Source organism: Rhodococcus sp. LW-XY12 (assembly GCF_019317345.1).
In the GTDB taxonomy this organism is placed as follows: domain Bacteria; phylum Actinomycetota; class Actinomycetes; order Mycobacteriales; family Mycobacteriaceae; genus Rhodococcus; species Rhodococcus pyridinivorans.
Map to the genome: position 1 here is coordinate 3,218,993 of NZ_CP079225.1, position 15,325 is coordinate 3,234,317.

14 protein-coding genes and 2 tRNA genes are annotated in these 15,325 nt (G+C 64.2%); 6 read left to right on the forward strand and 10 right to left on the reverse strand.

Features of this window, described 5'->3' with window-relative positions; translation table 11 throughout:
* Window positions 1-389 precede the first annotated feature (389 nt).
* The gene (gene nhaA / locus KXC42_RS15005) at window positions 390-2,243 is read right to left on the reverse strand and encodes a Na+/H+ antiporter NhaA (protein WP_219130494.1); all 1,854 of its coding nucleotides are present in this window, start codon (window positions 2,241-2,243) and stop codon (window positions 390-392) included.
* Between the two features lie 429 nt (window positions 2,244-2,672).
* Between nhaA and KXC42_RS15010 the strand changes: the two genes are divergently transcribed.
* On the forward strand, window positions 2,673-3,119 hold the full coding sequence (locus KXC42_RS15010) for a hypothetical protein (protein WP_219129220.1): 447 nt from the start codon (window positions 2,673-2,675) through the stop codon (window positions 3,117-3,119).
* Here the strand turns inward: KXC42_RS15010 and KXC42_RS15015 are convergent.
* On the reverse strand, window positions 3,116-3,496 hold the full coding sequence (locus KXC42_RS15015; RefSeq protein ID WP_082937701.1) for a hypothetical protein: 381 nt from the start codon (window positions 3,494-3,496) through the stop codon (window positions 3,116-3,118). The two genes, KXC42_RS15010 and KXC42_RS15015, sit on opposite strands and share 4 nt — an antisense overlap.
* 586 nt (window positions 3,497-4,082) lie before the next feature.
* On the opposite strand from KXC42_RS15015, the gene KXC42_RS27765 reads away from it, so the two are divergent.
* Both KXC42_RS27765 and KXC42_RS15025 read left to right on the forward strand, forming a co-directional pair.
* Entirely contained in the window at window positions 4,083-4,382 is a 300-nt protein-coding gene (locus KXC42_RS27765) for a YopX family protein (protein ID WP_219129221.1), read from the forward strand.
* Window positions 4,383-4,699: 317 nt separating this feature from the next.
* Window positions 4,700-5,176, forward strand: coding sequence for a hypothetical protein (locus KXC42_RS15025; RefSeq protein ID WP_219129222.1), 477 nt, complete (start codon window positions 4,700-4,702; stop codon window positions 5,174-5,176).
* Here KXC42_RS15025 and KXC42_RS15030 read toward each other — a convergent pair whose 3' ends face one another.
* The 3 genes from KXC42_RS15030 to KXC42_RS15040 form a co-directional block, all read right to left on the reverse strand.
* Window positions 5,177-6,217: a hypothetical protein gene (locus tag KXC42_RS15030; RefSeq protein WP_219129223.1), complete on the reverse strand. Its 1,041-nt coding sequence runs from the start codon at window positions 6,215-6,217 to the stop codon at window positions 5,177-5,179.
* Window positions 6,218-6,429: 212 nt separating this feature from the next.
* The gene (locus KXC42_RS15035) at window positions 6,430-8,214 is read right to left on the reverse strand and encodes an AAA family ATPase (protein ID WP_257606181.1); all 1,785 of its coding nucleotides are present in this window, start codon (window positions 8,212-8,214) and stop codon (window positions 6,430-6,432) included.
* A 253-nt stretch (window positions 8,215-8,467) separates the two neighbouring features.
* A complete protein-coding gene (locus KXC42_RS15040; RefSeq protein ID WP_219129224.1) occupies window positions 8,468-8,662 on the reverse strand; it encodes an AlpA family transcriptional regulator in 195 nt (64 codons plus the stop codon).
* A gap of 113 nt (window positions 8,663-8,775) precedes the next feature.
* Here KXC42_RS15040 and KXC42_RS15045 point away from each other — a divergent pair, with 113 nt between their 5' ends.
* Window positions 8,776-9,348, forward strand: coding sequence for a hypothetical protein (locus KXC42_RS15045; protein ID WP_219129225.1), 573 nt, complete (start codon window positions 8,776-8,778; stop codon window positions 9,346-9,348).
* A complete protein-coding gene (gene xerC, locus KXC42_RS15050; RefSeq protein WP_219129226.1) occupies window positions 9,335-10,510 on the forward strand; it encodes a tyrosine recombinase XerC in 1,176 nt (391 codons plus the stop codon). The genes KXC42_RS15045 and xerC overlap by 14 nt, the downstream gene beginning before the upstream one ends.
* Before the next feature lie 44 nt (window positions 10,511-10,554).
* Here the strand turns inward: xerC and KXC42_RS15055 are convergent.
* Window positions 10,555-10,628: transfer RNA gene (locus KXC42_RS15055), tRNA-Ile, on the reverse strand.
* 190 nt (window positions 10,629-10,818) lie between these two features.
* Window positions 10,819-10,891: transfer RNA gene (locus KXC42_RS15060), tRNA-Asn, on the reverse strand.
* Window positions 10,892-11,039: 148 nt separating this feature from the next.
* Here KXC42_RS15060 and KXC42_RS15065 point away from each other — a divergent pair.
* On the forward strand, window positions 11,040-11,285 hold the full coding sequence (locus KXC42_RS15065; RefSeq protein ID WP_024101344.1) for a hypothetical protein: 246 nt from the start codon (window positions 11,040-11,042) through the stop codon (window positions 11,283-11,285).
* Window positions 11,286-11,289: 4 nt separating this feature from the next.
* Here the strand turns inward: KXC42_RS15065 and dnaG are convergent, their stop codons facing one another.
* The 3 genes from dnaG to KXC42_RS15080 all read right to left on the reverse strand — a co-directional run bounded on the left by dnaG (window position 11,290) and on the right by KXC42_RS15080 (window position 15,286).
* A complete protein-coding gene (gene dnaG, locus KXC42_RS15070) occupies window positions 11,290-13,185 on the reverse strand; it encodes a DNA primase (RefSeq protein ID WP_006554462.1) in 1,896 nt (631 codons plus the stop codon).
* A gap of 143 nt (window positions 13,186-13,328) precedes the next feature.
* Window positions 13,329-14,600 (reverse strand): deoxyguanosinetriphosphate triphosphohydrolase, encoded by a 1,272-nt coding sequence (locus KXC42_RS15075; RefSeq protein WP_037215996.1) that lies wholly within the window; start codon window positions 14,598-14,600, stop codon window positions 13,329-13,331.
* 38 nt (window positions 14,601-14,638) lie between these two features.
* Entirely contained in the window at window positions 14,639-15,286 is a 648-nt protein-coding gene (locus tag KXC42_RS15080) for a YdcF family protein (RefSeq protein WP_257606182.1), read from the reverse strand.
* Between the last annotated feature and the right edge of the window lie 39 nt (window positions 15,287-15,325).

The window sequence follows — 15,325 nt, forward strand, 5'->3', positions numbered from 1 at the left end:
CGCCGCCGCCGCCGACCGCCAGCGATCGTCGCGGTCACCACCAGTGCCAACCTCCATCCAAACCTGTGGGTCACACCCTCATGCCACCAGCCTCTCACCCATAAAACCCCAGTTCAGGGCATTGCGAATCGACCTTTCCGGGGCCCTGCCTTTGCAGTGCCGGCCACGGCGTACGCAGATCCCGGCACACCTACGCTCCCCACGGAGGACTACTCCGGGTGCCGCTTCGCGTCGATCTCCGCGGAATGCCGCTGGGAAACGCTCCTCGCCAGCTTGGCCGGCCTGTTACCGACCGGATCCGCGGAGGCCGGACCCACCATCCGGTAGAAGCCGTCACGACTTGGGTGGATCCGCCCCCGCTTTCCGGGGTCGGATCCACCCGAATCGCATCACCTCTCGCGCACCTTTTCGAGCCTGCGGATCAACGTCGCCGCGTCGAACGGGCCGGTGTGCCGGGCGAGGTCCGATCCGGTGGCGCCGAGGTAGAAGGTGGGCGTTCCGAAGACGTCGCTGGTCTCGGCGTCGAGATCGTCGTCCTCGACACGGTGACGATACCGCCCCAGGCGAAGGTCCTCGTCGAACCTGTCCATATCGAGACCCAACTGCTGGGCGTGTTCGTAGATCTCGTCGCGGGACAGAGCGTCGCTGTGGGCGAACAGGTGGTCGTGCATGTCCCAGAATCGTCCCTGCGCCGCCGCAGCCTCGGCCGCTTCGGCGGCGAACCGGGCGTGCGGGTGGTGTTCATCGAGGGGAAGGTGCCGGAAGACGTACCGCAGGTCGTCGCCGAAGTGCTCGCGCACGTCGCGGATGCTGCCGGTGGCCTTGCTGCAGAACGGGCACTCGAAGTCTCCGTACTCGACGAGTGTGAGCGGAGCGTCGACCGGTCCCCGTATGTGGTCGCGGTTCGGATCCACCGGACGCAGCAGCACGAGCCCGGCAGATCCCTGCGGCGGATTCAGGCGGTCGGACAGCCGGAACAAAGCCCAGCCCAGCGCCGTGGCGAGAACAGCCGCGAGAAGGACGCCGATTCGGGCGTCGTTGGCCGCTTCGGGAGATTCGATCGCCAGATCCACGATGAACAGTGAGATCGTGAACCCGATGCCGGCGAGCGCGGCACCCCCACCGACGTGCGAGAGGGTGAGTCCCGGCGGCAGGCTGCCCGGACGCAGGCTCGGGAAGACGGCAGTGGCCGCGGTGATGCCCACGAGTTTGCCCACCACGAGACCGAGGACGACTCCCCACGTGATCGGCGACCGGATCGCAGTGCCGACGGTCTCGGCGGAGATCACCACACCCGCGTTGGCGAGGGCGAAGATCGGCACGACGAGGAACGCCGTGTACGGCTGGTAGAGCCGTAGCAGCCGCTCGTTCACGGACACGGCGCGGAGCACCCCGAGTTGCGCGGCGCGCGCGTAGTCGGAGTTGGGCGACTGGCGGAACGCCCGCGTGAGTTCGCCGGCGCGCTCCACCTCGCTGCGGCGCGGCGGATAGACGGGAAGGATCAACGCGATCAGTACACCGGCGAGGGTCGGGTGCACACCGGATTCGTAGAACGCCACCCACGTCCCTGCCGCGACGACGAAGTAGACGACGCCCCGCCACACCTCGAGCCGGCGGAACTGCAGGATCAGCAACAGTCCGATCGCGGCAGGTATCAGGTAGACCGGCTGCAGATCGTCGGTGTAGACGAAGGCGATGATGGCGAGGGCGCCGATGTCGTCGGCCACGGCCAGCGTGAGGATGAACACGCGCAGGCGGGCCGGGCAGCGGGGTCCGACCAGCGCGAGCGCACCGAGCACGAAGGCGGTGTCGGTGGACACGACCACACCCCACGCTCCTGCGGCCTCCCCGCTGGGGTTGAGCAGCAGAAACAGTCCCGCAGGTAGCGCGAGCCCCGCGATTGCCGCCACGAGCGGGACCGCGGCGCGCGTCCGGTCGGTGAGCTCTCCCATGGTGAGCTCGCGTTTGACCTCGAGGCCGACGACGAAGAAGAACAGCGTCATGACGGCGTCGTTGACCCAGTGCTCGAGGTCGAGATCGATGCCGTAGTCGCCGATGCTGATGCTGAGAGGTGTGTGCCAGAACGCCTCGTACGAGTCGCCCAGGTTGGCCCAGACCTGAGCGATCAGGGTCGCCGCGAGTACGACGCCTGCCGCGAGCGTGTCGTCGTCCGTGCCGTCGCGGACCCCTGCCAGAAGGTCGGACGCCCGGCGGAGCGTCGTCGGATTCTCGTCGACCGTCATGTGCTCCCTCGTTCCGCAATCCGCTCCGAGCAACTCGGTGCCGGTGAGTACACCGACGACATCGCACAACGCCGGGCGATTATTTCCGGTATCGGCCGTTCGAACCTGCATTGTCCGAACACAACAATGCAACCGGTTCCGCCGTACAGGAGGCGGAATGCACCCCTCCGACTACCGACCTCATCCGAAACTAGACCGAATCGTTGTGCCAACAACCGATTTCGGCGTTTCGACAGCCCGACCGTTACATTCCGCCGCTACCTGTCGCCTCGACGGAGGATAGCCCTGCGCGTCCGCCCCGGGTATCGTCACGATCCACCGAAGCATCGGTTCCGAACAACCCTCGGTGAGAACAACTTTCCTAAGTTCTCTTACGGAGAGGAGGTGGATCCGTTGCTGCACACGGGGACGATCCGAAGAGCCCGATGGATGTTGATCACCGCACTGGGAGCAGGGGTGCTCGTCGCGGCGACGACACATCAGCCCGTCCCTGGGGACGGGACCGACCCGACGGTCGCGCATGTCCGGTCGTCACACTCCTCGGTCCCGGCGTGTGCGCCGCCGGACGGCGCGCCCGCCTGGCGTCCGGACGAGCTCGGCGACCACCCGGATCCACCGGCTGCGATCGGAGCGGTGGCGAACGGACGGATCGGAGGCGTCTTCCATCCGTCCACCACGGTTCGACTGGTCGGCCTGGACGTGTGCGAGCAGTACATCGACCGCAGCATCGTCACGACGAGCGAGGGTTGGTTCCTGTTCACCGGTCTCATGCCGGGTCGCTACACGCTGCGGGGGGACGACGGAACGGTGCTCACCGAGGTCGAGGTCTCCGCCGAGTCATCGGATCACCCCGGACTGGTGCCGGCCCCTGGTTAGGCCGTCAGCACGAGGAGGTAGCCGCCGCCGGCCGACTCGATCCTGGTATCGAACCGCACTCCCGGCTCGAGGCGCGACAAGCGGTCGAGGAGCCATTCGGAGGCGTCCTCCGCGTCCGACTTCTCGGGACACCGGGCAACGGCGACGCGACCACCCTTGCGGGTGAGCTGCTCGACGACGCCGATGATGGGCGCCGGGTCGACGACGAAGAGCCGGTCGGACCACGGCACGACGGGTTTGACGGCACCCTTCTTGGTGTTGCAGGCGCGGTGCGCGAGTCGCTCGACTCCGCCCTTTCCCTTGCCACCCTTCTTGGCGGTGTTGATGCTGTCGATGCTGGGACCGCGCGGGTCGTTGACCGACATGTCGGGGTCCACGGGCTCGTCGCACAACCAGCAACGCCACGCCTCGTGCTCACCGACTTCTCGAAGGGTGCTCATGGGGTCGAACGCTACCGTTCCGACAAGCAGGAACATCTCGCGGCCATGAGCGAAGGATGTGGGGCGGGCGGGGCTCGAACCCGCGACCAGCGGAATTTCCAGTCCATGATCGCATGGCATCTCAAGTCACCTCAAAACCTACTGGGGGCAGGACCGATTTCCTCCCATAAGACTCACTACCATCTCCTCGATTCCGGATGCTTCTCATGCATAAACGATGAATAGACGATGCCTGGTCAACCAGCGCAGGTGACCTCATCAATGGGGAGAGCTGCAAGGGTGAGGCCCGCGGAAAGACCTCAGAAGGGCCTCTTGTTGACCACCTCCTCCAGCAACACCACGCCACATCTTTGACGAAACGTCAATGACCTGGGAAGCAGTGAAGTGAATGTGGAAAACTAGTTGCGATTGCAATAAATTCCTATTGCATAATTCGTGCCGCTACCTCATAGTTGAGGGCAGAAATAAGTAGTGGAGAAACTGTAGAGATGCGAGAAATTGAGTCAAAGCTTATGTACCAGAATTGCGGAGGACTGTTGACGTATACGCAGTCAACCCGCTGAATCGAACCGCATACCTGAGCCACGTTCAACTCTTCGGTACGGTCGGCGACGATATTCTTATAAAGTACGGAGATGAACCAGATCAGGTAAAGCTTCTGCAGTACACCGGACTCAAGAATAAAAATGGTGTGAAGATCTACGAGGGGGACCTTTTAGTCATAGACATGCGGCACGGAAGCGAGCGTGGCTACACACCAGAGGATGGCGTCATAAAGTGGCACCAACCTTCATCGGCATTCAAATGGTTCTCTCTTGAATAAGACTTATCAGACGGCGCAAACTATTGCATGAGCGAAGCTGACGAGCATCAACGCGAAATGATCGGCAACCTCTACGAGGACTCCGTGCTTCTAAATTACTGATCCGGCGTTTTCGACCGGATTCCCTACCCGGAGATCGTTTCGCGCTCCACACATGCAATACTGCGCCTATGCTTGGTGACATCATGAGGGCGATCTTCGGTGATCTGTGGGCGTTTCCGTTTAAGGCGTCCGTTTGGGGTACGGCTGGACAGTGGGCAGGCTCGCTCCTGACTGGATTTTCTTTCCTTCTAGCGTACAGAGTGTACCGACATACGGTGGAAAAGGAGGAGCGCAAGCACGCGTCACTGGTTACATTTTCTGCAATCGTTTTTAGCGGCGGGGTACGAGGAGTCATCAACAATCACTCCGACGCACCGATTTACGACGTGCGAATGATCCTTGAGCAGAGGACAGCAAGCAATATAGGACGCCCGATGGTCAAATTTAGCAAGATCGGCTCAATTAGCACGAACGGTACTCATACCGTGCCAGCTCCGCCTGAAATTCTGTCGATTGCAGATTCAGTAGCGTCCGACGAAAAAAAAGAGTACCAGAAAGAGACGCCCGGCCTGATATGCGGCGAGGATTACATCATCCGGCTTATATTTCAGGACACAAATAGCGTTCATTGGGAGCGACACGGCGATGACGGAAGTCTTAAAAAACTTGGCGAGCCAGGAGACATTTCTAGATTTGACGTAGCAAAACTGAGGATTACGCTACTTGCGCAGCGAATCTTTTTTCGGAAATAGTCACGTCTCCGCGACGACTCTCGCATATCCAAGCGCAGAACCAATCAATTCAGCGAACCCGAAGTAGAAGTGAGTCAACTGGATCATCGCACTGATGCAGGAGTACTTGTAGAACGTCTCGTCGTTTGGGTCCTTGGTCATCTCAGCCAAGCGATCCCGATGATTGCCCCAGTGGAGCGTGTCCCCGTAGTTGAAGTTCACAATGAGTTCGTCCGGCTTCACGCCCATGTAGCTCTTTGGAACATCGGTTCGACCCTCTGGCTGAAGCCGCTCGCAAATCAACGTCTCAGTCATATTGTTCATCAACTGCTTACGCGCATTGCGCCATTTGCCCAGGATCTCGCGAACCAGCTTTGATTTTTCTGGTTCAAGGTCTTTAGAGGCAGTTTCGAGTCCCTTGAACACCTTTGAGAAGCTTGCCTCATCCCCGTTGTTGTGAACTTGCCTAAAAGTGGCGGAGAAGCCAGTGAACGCCTCGTGGCTAGGTAGGTCTGCGCAGACTTTCCAATCGTCGCGTCCGAACGATACGTTCAGCCGCCCCTTACCGTCCAGCAGCGAGTAGCCAGCCAGCGTGCGGCAAGTTTGGACGAACCGGCCTGCGATCTTTCGCAGGTCTTCGTCTAGGTGATCAACCATTTCCGGGAAGTCACACGGATCATCCAACTCAAACAGAAATGTCAGCCGTTCCCACATGTAATCGAAACCCGCGGAATCTCCGGCGAGTTCCTTCAGAGGAGCCGGGAACTTGAGTTCCACCGGCCTAATCGTGTCTTCCAGCGGAATAGTCTGCACATTGGCCCGCCCAGTGAGCGGGTTCAGAGTGACAGCGGCAATCTTGAACATGAAGGCGGACGATCCGCCTTCGACTGAGATGTAGCCGCCGACGTCCTTAGGTGAGATGGAGACACCCCTCGGCAACATAGTCCGATTGCCAAGATTGACTGACGTCTCGCCCACTGAACCCCCCTGCTGCCTATTGTCGTGCGTGCAACCAAGATCGTACAGCTTGTCTCCGACAACAAGATTTTCCCTGGCGCACACCTAGTCCTCCCGGTGCCGCGCCACCAAGATCCTCCGGACAAGCCAGCCACTCCCCCGGAGTTTGATCTGGCGGACTACGTGCGGAGGGGATATGTCCCACGGCTTGGGTTCGCAGATGATGCGCGGACTCTCCTGCGGCACTGACACGGGCGCGGTCCTGCCACCAGGTCTTCGCCCTTATCGTTCCGTTTATCCGTTCGTCTATAGGTGCCCTATGATTCCCGTTCCCGTGCGTCGGAATCATTGGCACCTATAGCGGCATCTATCGTCCAGACCCATTGTCCCCCCTTGCCGTACCCCCGCCGCTCGGTACGGACCCCAGCCCGCTTCCGCGCCTTCTTTACCGCGTTGTCGACCAACCCGGCGGCACGAGTCACCTTCAAGACCTCCGCGGCCGGCGCCGAACCACCGCACTCGATCAAGTAGCCGCGGATCACCATCGTGATCTCGTCGCGCTCCTCAGCCTCCTCGTCTGGCCCACTGAGCAGTTCGCGTGCATCACGGCTGGTCTCGCCCAGCCACCGAAAGACGCCCACCTCCGTGTCACCGTCCTCAGTCGCGACCGTCGTTGAGACGACCTCCCCTTCCATCGAGCGCACTCGTGGTGCGAGGTTTGCTTTGGTATTGGTGACGACGAGTCGACCCGAGTCGCTGTCCTGCGCAATCGAGAGGACCGACCTCGCGACCTGAGACCACGCGATCGATCCGAGAATCAACTTCCCGGTATCCGCACCGTCCCGCTTGCCGAAGTGACAGAGGCCGAAGACGACGCATCCTTGCCGGGCAGCGAGCTGCGCGAGAGGTTCGAGATACTGCCTGACCGCCCGATCATCCCGCCCGGACAGTTCGGAAGCCATCGACGAGGTGGCTGCATCGAGGACCACGAACGTGACTTGCTCCTTCGCAATGATTCGTTCAAGGGCTAGATTGTCGAGCGGAAGTACGAGCGCGCCGGCATCGGTGTGGGCGGTCTCCACATCCACGAACAGGACCCGGTCCATATCAGCACCCGCTGCCTTGAGGCGCGGCGCGACGGTGAACTCCCTCGAGTCCTCCGAGTGGACGTACAGAACGTTCCGCGGCACGCCGTATAGTTCCCCTTCTAGGGTTCCGCGAGTGATCTGCGCGCACAGTGCAGCGGCGATCGTGGACTTGCCCAATCCCTCCCGGCCCGCAAGAAGTGTGAGAGAACCCGCGGGGATCCAGTCCTCCATCACCCAGCGCACGCGTTGCAGCTTCACGTCCGAGCCGCGGGTGATCCTCAGCCGGCGACCGGCCTTGCCACCGACGTCGACCGGCACGAATTCGTCCAGGCTGTGCCCCGCCGCGACGTGGTCTGCCGCATCCTTACCGGTCGCTGCCTGGACGATCGCCACTCCCGTCGCGATCGGCTCAAGGAGCTCGTACACCTGCAGAGCATGCTTTCGGCCGGGTTCGTCGTCGTCGGCGACGATCACCACCGTGTGCCCGGTGAGCGGCGACCAGTCGAACAGTTTGGCCTTGCCCGCACCCATCGCCGGGGACACCGCCACTGCACCGAGTGATTCCAGAGCCAGCACATCCTTCTCGCCTTCCACGATGTACACCGGCACACCCGTCCTATGGGCGTCGAGCTGCTCTGTCCGGAAGAGATCCCGTCCCTTGGTGTTCCCACCTTGACTGAATCTCTTGCGTCCCCGGTCGTCGTAGCTCCGGAAGACGGTGCGGCCGTCGCGATACACGTAGGTGGTCCCGGCCGGGTTGTCGAAGAGATCGGACAGAGTAAGTCCCATCGCATCGAGAACGGCCGCCTTGTCGTCGGCATGTGAGTTCATGAGTACCTGGCCGGCAATCTGGCGGAAGGTCACCGACCGGTCGGCACTCGAATGCCCGGGAGCCTGTGCTGAGGCTGTGGCGTCGGCACCGTCCCGCCATGCCAGGCCGTGTTCGCGCCAGCGATCTCGTAATCGATCGAGGGCGGTCCCGTAGCGTCCGGAAGTAGTGCGAATGTCGGTCATGTCCACGTCTTTCTGGCAGGGCCCGAGGAGCCGGTCCTCACAGGATTCGCCGGCTCCCCGAACTCACTGGGAAATTGCATTGCAGGAAGCGAACTTTCGACTATGAGTTCGCTTCCTCAGGGCTAGTGCGGCGTGGACGCGTCGGGTACGGTCACGACGAACTGCCCTTCTGGTGATCGGTGGTTCTATACGCCGTCGACGGGATTCGGAGCAGCCACTCCCCCGTCGGCGGCGTCGTTCCTCACGAACGCGGTCATCGCGCTCCGCCCGCGAACTGGTCGTTCTCCCACGCCACGCAATCGCTGAGCTTGTAGCGCGCGTGCCGACCGATCCGCGCGAACCTCGGCCCTCTCCCCTGGCTCGCCCATTGGGCGAGCGTCTTCACGGGCACTTTCAGTCGGTCGGCAACTTCTTGCCGCGTAAGCCATCTGTCATCACTCGTGTGCATTCCAACTCCCTTGTGAGACGTCTTGCGAACTGTCCCACACAGAATTAGCACGATGAGAATCGAAGATCAAGACTACCTGTCGAGACGTCCCGCGATATGTCACACTGTGTTCCATGCCGAGCTTCACCGTGAACAACCCTGAACCCGGACGGTCCGGATGGTCCCTGTACGGCGGCCGCCTCTTCGCCCAGGTGCCGGCCCGGATCGCTGCTACGTCGACGAAGGACGACGTCGAGCCTCTCGAGCATCACGTCGAGATGGAGATCGACGTGGTCGACGGCCGACTCGCGTGCACCGAGATCCGCGCCGTCCGAACCACGGACGGACCGCCTATCACCTCGGATCACCTGCGACGGATTCCGGTCGGAAGCTGGGTCGAGCGCGCAGCGGAAGCGCTCCTCATCGTGCAGGCCATCGAGTCCGGCGCAAACGGGAAATCTTCGAGCTCTGTCGATTTCACCTGGCCTCCGGCCGATTTCGCGAAAGACGGACCGACCGAGGACGCGCTCGAAGCCATCTCTCAGATCTATGCGTTCTGCATGGCCACCGGCCGCAAGCCCATCGCGGTGCTCACCCGCGAGTACGGACTCACGAAGCAGACCGCATCCCGCTGGGTCGCAACCGCCAAACGTCGCGGAATCCTCGTCGAAGAACATCGGAAGGTGGAAGGCGATGCCACCGGGTAGACCGCCGCTTCGTATCGGGCAGCACGGCAAGATCACGCGCAAGGACCTGGGCGGTGGCGTCTGGCTCGCCCGGTGCAGATTCCGAGACGACGACGGCGTCGTACGCATCATCGAACGTCGTACTCCCTCTGGTCGGCGCGACCAGTACGGAAAGCTCGCCGAAGACGAACTACTCGAGCACCTCGACTCCCGACGCACCCCGAGTGAGGACGAGGTGACAACTGCAACGACGGTGGTGGCGCTCGTGCGGACATACCTCGCCCGGCTCGAGGAGGAGGGCCGGGCAGCCGCCACCATCGACACCTACAAGTTCGCGGCCCGGAAGCTCGAGGCCAAGCTCGGGGGCATCCGGGTGAGTGAAGCTACGGCGCGACGAGTCGACACCGCGATTCGCGCGATGAGCAAGGCTCACGGACCCACGATGGCCCGTCAGGCCAAGACGATCCTCAAAGGCGCCCTCGGGCTCGCGGTCCTCGCCGGCGCGCTGGACACCAATCCTGTTCGGGATGTCGCGCCGATCAAGTCCAAGAACCCGCCCGCAGGAGCGCGTGCTCTCACCGCCGAGGAACTGCGGCGTCTTCTCGTAGCGCTCCACGAGTCCGAGTACTGCAAGGCGAACGATCTGGTCGATCCGATCACACTGCTCATCGCCACCGGCCTCCGACGCTCCGAACTGTTGGCCCTGCGATGGGAGGACGTCGACGAGGACGCCGGGACGGTGACCGTGACGGGCAAGGTCGTCCGCGCCAAGGGAGCGGGGCTTCTACGCGTGGAGGCAGCGAAGAGCGCAGCCGGACTCCGCACCATTCCCCTGCCCCTGTTCGCGCTGGAAATGCTCAAGCGGCGCGCCGATCAACCCCACCAAGGAACGCTCGGGGTGGTCTTCCCGTCGACTGCCGGCACCCTGCGCGATCCGAACAACTTCGGCAAGCAGTGGCGCAAGGTCCGCGCCGAACTCGGTGTCGAGGACACGACGACGCACAGCTTCCGGAAGTCGGTGGCCACCCTGATCGACGAAGAGGGACTGTCACCCCGGGTCGGCGCCGACCAACTCGGTCACCGGCACGTCTCCATGACGATGGATCGGTACATGTCTCGCGGCAAGACCCACACGGAAGTAGCCCAGATGTTGGACCGAATCGTGGCCTTAAAGGATGAATAAGCGGTGGATCGGTCCGCGCTTGCGGATCAAAACACCCTCTGACGTGGGGCGGGCGGGGCTCGAACCCGCGACCAGCGGATTATGAGTCCGCGGCTCTAACCGACTGAGCTACCGCCCCGTCGCGACGACATGCGTCGCACAGTGCCGCACTGCTCGCACGGCGCGATCGAATGCTACCCGGACACAGCGGGCAACACTCTACCGGGTACGAAGTAACAGAGATCACATCGGTGGATGTTCTGCCGCATAGGCACCCCCGGATACACAGAATCCTCCCACCCGTGACGGGTGGGAGGATTCTGTAGGCGCTCCCCCGGCTGGACTCGAACCAGCAACCGTTCGATTAACAGTCGAATGCTCTGCCAATTGAGCTACAGGGGATTGTCCTGCGGTGCTCCGCGGTTTCCCCCGGTGCGTGAAAAACCATAGCGTCCCACCCGCCGCAGCACCAAATCGCCTGCTTGTGGGCATGCTGCGGGGTCATCGGGCAGGATGGGGACGACGCAGTCACAGGTGGAAGGACAACACATTGATGGGTTTGCTGGTCGGGGTCGCTGCGGGATACGTACTCGGCACCCGAGCGGGTCGCGCGAGGTACGAACAGATCAGCAAGACGGCCAAGGCGGTGGCCGCGAGCCCCGTCACGAAGAAGGCGATCGAGGTGGGCCGGCAGAAGCTCGCCGACTCGCTCAGTCCTCAGCCCAAGCTCGAGCCGATGAAGCCCATCGACGAGACGACCACGATCATGATCCCGCGGGACCAGTTGAAGAAGTAGACGGTCAGCCGGCCAGGCCGTCACCGATGGCCTGGTCGAGCAGGCTCCGCCGGTACTGTTCGAGCGCCATGAGGTCGCCGAGCAGGGCGTGGAACTCCTCGGACTCGGTGGCCGGGGAAATCCGCTGCAGTTTGGACTTCAGTTCGGCCACCTGCTCGCCGACCCAGACCTCCTGCAGCCGGGCCAGCACGCCACCGATGTAGCGCGGCAGCCGGTCCTCTTCGGCGGGGACGGGTTCGACGGCGAGTTCCATCACGAGCGAGTGCGCGACGGGATCGGTCGCTGCCCTGCCGACGGCGTCGACCCACTCGGCTCCCCCGAGGCCCGCTGCAGTTCCGCCGGCGTCGGCGACGGCCTGCCGCACGGCCGCGTACGCAGGGTCGGTGAAGGTCTCCGGCGGCAGGGAGTCGAAGACGGTCCCGGCGATACCCGGATACTGCAGCGCGGCCTTCAGCGCGTCGCGCTGCGGCCACAGCGTCGGATCATTCGGCCGAGGGCGGCGCAGGGCCGACACGGGCTCCGCCGTGGCCGTCGCGGGCCGCGCCTTGGCTTCCGGTGCACGAACTCCTCGCCGTGCCTCCTCCTGCACACGCCGACGCACGGTGGGGATGTCGTCCCATCCCGTCCAGTGCGCGAGTTGCACCGCGTAGTTGTCGCGGATCGTGCGGTCCTTGATCCGGCCCACGACGGGGACACATCGACGCAGGGCCTCGACGCGACCTTCGACGGTGTCGAGATTGTGTTCGGCGAGAATCGATTTCACGACGAACTCGAACATCGGGGTGCGGCGGGCCACGAGGTCGCGCACCGCACCGTCGCCCGACTGCTGCCGCAACTCGCACGGGTCCATGCCCTTGGGGGCGATCGCGACGTAGGTCTTCGCGGCGGTTTTCTGATCGCCCTCGAACGCCTTCATCGCCGCCGCGCGACCGGCGTCGTCGCCGTCGAAGGTGTAGATGACCTCCCCGCGGAAGAAGCTGTCGTCCATGAGCAGGCGACGCAGCAGCGCGAGATGTTCGTCACCGAAGGCCGTGCCGCACGCGGCGACCGCGGTCTTCACGCCGGCCAGGTGCATGGCCATGACGTCGGTGTAGCCCTCGACGATCACGGCCTGATGTGACTTGGCGATCTCGCGCTTGGCGAGGTCGAGCCCGAACAGCACCTGAGACTTCTTGTACAGCACCGTTTCCGGTGTGTTCATGTACTTGGCGGTGATCTGGTCGTCGTCGTACAGACGGCGGGCACCGAAGCCGATGACGTCGCCCGCGAGATTGCGGATGGGCCACAGCAGTCGACGGTGGAAGCGGTCGATCGGACCGCGGCGACCCTGCCGGGACAGTCCTGCGGCCTCGAGTTCCGAGAATTCGAATCCCCGGCCGAGGAGGTGCTTGGTGAGCGCGTCCCAGCCGGCGGGTGCGTAGCCGCAGCCGAACGTCTCGGCGGCTGCCTGGTCGAAGTTGCGTTCGGTCAGGTAGTCGCGGGCGGCCTGGGCGTCGGGCGCGCGCAGTTGCTCGGCGTAGAACTGTTGGGCGGCCGCGTTCGCCGCGACCAGCCGGGCACGCGTGCCCCGGTCGCGCTGGACGGATGGACCGCCACCCTCGTAGTTCAGTGTGTAGCCGACACGCTCGGCGAGCTGCTCGACGGCCTCGACGAAGCTGACGTGTTCGATCTTCTGCAGGAACGAGTAGACGTCGCCGCCTTCACCGCAGCCGAAGCAGTGGTAGTGCCCGTGATTGGGCCGCACGTGGAAAGACGGAGACTTCTCGTCGTGGAAAGGGCACAGGCCCTTGAGCGAGTCGGCGCCCCCGCGCTTGAGTGCGACGTACTCGCCGACGATGTCCTCGATGCGCACGCGGTCGCGAATGGCCGCGATGTCTCTGTCTGAAATACGGCCGGCCACGAGACGAGTCTAAGCCGCCGGGCGGACTGCCCGGCACGACGGTCCGGCGCAACCCACACCCGCGAGCGCGTAAGCGCGTCCCTCCGGACAGATGCACGGCGCCGGACTCGTGCTTGTGTCCGCGAAGTGCGCAAACGTCGGTGTCAGCCCCAGCTCGCCTGCGCGGCGAGGCTGTCCCGGTCGATCCGTTCGAGGCGCGATTCGGTGCACGACGCGATCTGATCGACCACGACCCGTACCTTCGCAGCATCGTCGGGCGCGGCCTTCCAGGCGGCGACGAAGAACGGGTCGAGACCGACCGGCGCGGTGCGCAGTAGCCACTCGGCGACGCGGTGGATGCGTTCGCGTTGCGATTCCTGGCGGGTGCGGTGGGCGCGGTCGGACATGACGAACTGCAGCGCCATCGTCTTGAGCAACGCGACCTCCGAGACCACGATCGGCGGGACCACGAGGTCGGCGTCGTACCGGGTGACGCGTCGGCCTTCCGTCGCCTCCCGGGTCCCGAGGATCGCTGCGTTGGCGAAGCGGCCAACCAGCTCGCTGGTCAGCTTCTTGAGCGCGACCGAGCAGGCGAGGGTGCCGTCGAAGGTGCCGACGGCGCGGACCACCGGCATGGAGGACAACCGCTTCGCCGCCTCGGTGAGCTCGGCCGGGTCGAGACCCGAGAATTCGCGCATGCCCACCTCGATGAGTCCGGCGACATCGTCGGGATCGTCGAGCATCCGCAGGTCGATGCGACCGTCGATCACACCGTCCTCGAGGTCGTGCACCGAGTACGCGACGTCGTCGGACCAGTCCATGATCTGCGCCTCGAGGCACTTGCGGCGCTCGGGTGCGCCTTCGCGGATCCAGTGGAGGATCTCGGCGTCGTCGTCGTACGAGCCGAACTTCGCGCCCGGGCGCGGACGCGTCCAGGGGTACTTGAGCGTCGCGTCGAGCGAGGCGCGGGTGAGGTTGAGACCGGCGCTCGAGCCGTCCGGATAGAGGATCTTCGGTTCGAGGCAGGTGAGGATGCGCAGGTTCTGCGCGTTGCCTTCGAATCCGCCGCAGGACTCCGCGACCGCGTCGAGTGCCCGCTCGCCGTTGTGCCCGTAGGGCGGGTGCCCGATATCGTGGGCGAGGCCGGCCAGGTCGACGAGATCGGGGTCGGCGCCGAGCCCTTCGCCGATGCTGCGGCCGATCTGCGCGACCTCCATCGAGTGCGTCAGACGGGTGCGCGGGGTGTCGCCGTCACGGGGGCCGACGACCTGTGTCTTGTCGGCCAGGCGGCGCAGGGCCGCGCAGTGCTGCACGCGCGCACGGTCGCGTGCGAAGGCGGTCCGCTCGGACGCCGCTCCCTCGGACCCGGCGAGCGCCGAGGTCTTGCGCGGCTCGGCGACGCGCCGTTCGAGATCGTGTTCGCTGTAGCCCTGCATCACACTGCCTTCCGTCACCGAAGACCCTACGTTCCGCCTCACTGCTGCGCCGTGTACGGGAAATCGGCGGAGAAGTGGGTGATCTGGTACCAGATCAACGCGCCGGTCTCGCGGGCGATGCCGTGCAGCTGCGACTCGCGGGTGAACACCGCCGGACCCTGGCGGGTGGGAGCGGTCCAGGCGTCGAGACCGGCGTCGCGCGCCATGGTCCGGGTACGCAACGAATGCCACGGGTCGCTGACGAGCACGACCGACGACAGGCCCAGCTCCGACATCTCGCGGCTGACGGCCTCGACGCTGAGCAGTGTGTCCGAGCCCTCTTCGACGGCGACGATCGACTCGGCGGGCACCCCGCGCGAGACGAGATAGTTCTTGCCCGCCGCGGCCTCGGTGAACAGGTCGCCCTCCTGCTTGCCGCCGACGGTGACGATCCGCGGCGACACTCCCGCTTCGTAGAGCTTGAGGGCCTGCTCGAGGCGGGCCTCGAAAACCGACGACGGTGTGCCCGAATACTGCGCGGCCCCGAGCACGACGATGGCGTCGGCGGGGGTGCGGTCGTCGATCCGCGCGACCTGCCACACCCGCAGCGCCGTGCCGCCGACGACGAGGACGGCGGCGAGCAGCACCCCGATGATCAGTCGCCGGAGCCAGCGCGCGATGCGCGCGCCGACCCCGAGGTCGTCCACGGTGTACGTCGCGGTGGTGCCGGTGCGGCGGGATGCGGT

Bases quoted from the DNA above. Each gene is read 5' to 3' on its own strand.
- nhaA (WP_219130494.1), bottom strand. From the start codon at position 2,243: ATGACGGTCGACGAGAATCCGACGACGCTCCGCCGGGCGTCCGACCTT.
- KXC42_RS15010 (WP_219129220.1), top strand. From the start codon at position 2,673: ATGTTGATCACCGCACTGGGAGCAGGGGTGCTCGTCGCGGCGACGACA.
- KXC42_RS15035 (WP_257606181.1), bottom strand. From the start codon at position 8,214: ATGACCGACATTCGCACTACTTCCGGACGCTACGGGACCGCCCTCGAT.
- KXC42_RS15040 (WP_219129224.1), bottom strand. From the start codon at position 8,662: ATGCACACGAGTGATGACAGATGGCTTACGCGGCAAGAAGTTGCCGAC.
- KXC42_RS15045 (WP_219129225.1), top strand. From the start codon at position 8,776: ATGCCGAGCTTCACCGTGAACAACCCTGAACCCGGACGGTCCGGATGG.
- xerC (WP_219129226.1), top strand. From the start codon at position 9,335: ATGCCACCGGGTAGACCGCCGCTTCGTATCGGGCAGCACGGCAAGATC.
- KXC42_RS15075 (WP_037215996.1), bottom strand. From the start codon at position 14,600: ATGCAGGGCTACAGCGAACACGATCTCGAACGGCGCGTCGCCGAGCCG.